At 64.7% G+C, this 564-nt stretch carries 1 protein-coding gene; it reads right to left on the reverse strand.

Features of this window, described 5'->3' with window-relative positions:
* The coding region (locus tag DID99_RS36880; RefSeq protein ID WP_148094728.1) for a hydrolase at nucleotides 1–564 on the reverse strand (564 nt) is incomplete at both ends.

A 564-nucleotide genomic window follows, 5' to 3' on the forward strand; every position in this document is an offset into this window, starting at 1 on the left:
GTTTCGATGAACAGGTTGATGAATGCAGGAACGGTTGCGCTGCGCGCCCAGTCGCGCTGCAGTTCGCAGAACAGCTGCGCGACGCTGATCATCTGGCCGCCGGCCTGCTCGATGCGGCGCAGCGCGGCTTCGTGCGCGGCGACCGACGTGCCGCCGACTGCGTCGACCACCACATAGACTTCGTAGCCGGCCTTCAGCGCGTCGAGCGCGGGGAAGGTCAGGCACGCTTCGGTCCACAGCGCGGTCATGATCAGTTTCTTGCGGCCGGTGGCCTCGACGGCCTTGCGGAACTCGACGTCTTCCCACGAGTTGATGCTGGTGCGGTCGTAGGTCGGATAGCCTTCGAGCGCGGCGCGCAGTTGCGGGATCGGCGGCTTGTTCAGGCCGGTCTTCACGTTGACGGTCGAGTGGACGATCGGCAGGTCGTATGCGACCGCGGCCTTCGATGCGCCGACGATGTTGTTGATCAGCAGCTGGCGATCCATCGATGCAATCGAGTTCACCTGGACCGGCTGGTAGTCGATGACGATGAACGCCGCGTTCTGCGGGGTGAGCAGGTGGTCG

This window comes from Burkholderia sp. Bp8986 (assembly GCF_003854225.1).
Classification (GTDB): Bacteria; Pseudomonadota; Gammaproteobacteria; order Burkholderiales; family Burkholderiaceae; genus Burkholderia.